Source organism: Oleiphilus sp. HI0067, from assembly GCF_001635735.1.
In genome coordinates this window covers 1-584 of sequence record NZ_LWFI01000602.1, presented here as the reverse complement: position 1 = coordinate 584, position 584 = coordinate 1, and the positions used below count along the sequence as shown (strand labels likewise).

The window sequence follows — 584 nt, the reverse complement described above, 5'->3', positions numbered from 1 at the left end:
GCAGTCATTGCTTGCGAATGAGGCTTGGAAAGCGCGTAAATCAATCGAGCCGGGTGGTCTTCTCAAATATGTACATGGCCAAGAGTATCATGCCTTCAATCCTGATGTTGTAAACACGGTTCAGCGTGCGGTTGAGAGCGGCGATTATGGTGTTTACAAAGAATACGCAGACTTAGTGAATAATCGTCCTGCTGCTACATTGCGTGATATGTTTGGTTTGAAGCAAGGTATTTCTCCTATCTCCTTGGACGAGGTAGAGCCAGTTGAAAATATCTTCCCGCGTTTTGACTCTGCAGCGATGTCTTTGGGGGCGTTGTCTCCTGAAGCACACGAAGCATTAGCTGTTGCGATGAACACTCTAGGTGGCCGTTCTAACTCTGGTGAGGGTGGCGAAGATGTCGCGCGTTATGGAACTGTTAAACGTTCTAAGATCAAGCAGGTTGCTTCGGGTCGTTTTGGTGTTACACCGCATTATCTAAGCAGTGCTGAAGTTATTCAGATTAAAGTTGCTCAGGGTGCAAAACCTGGTGAAGGTGGTCAGTTGCCTGGCGGTAAAGTCAACGACTTGATCGCAGAGCTTCGTT

1 protein-coding gene is annotated in these 584 nt (G+C 47.6%); it reads left to right on the top strand.

Annotated features, from left to right (window positions below; genetic code table 11):
- A partial coding sequence (locus tag A3739_RS06830) for a glutamate synthase-related protein (RefSeq protein ID WP_255376772.1) occupies positions 1–584 on the top strand: 584 nt, incomplete at both ends.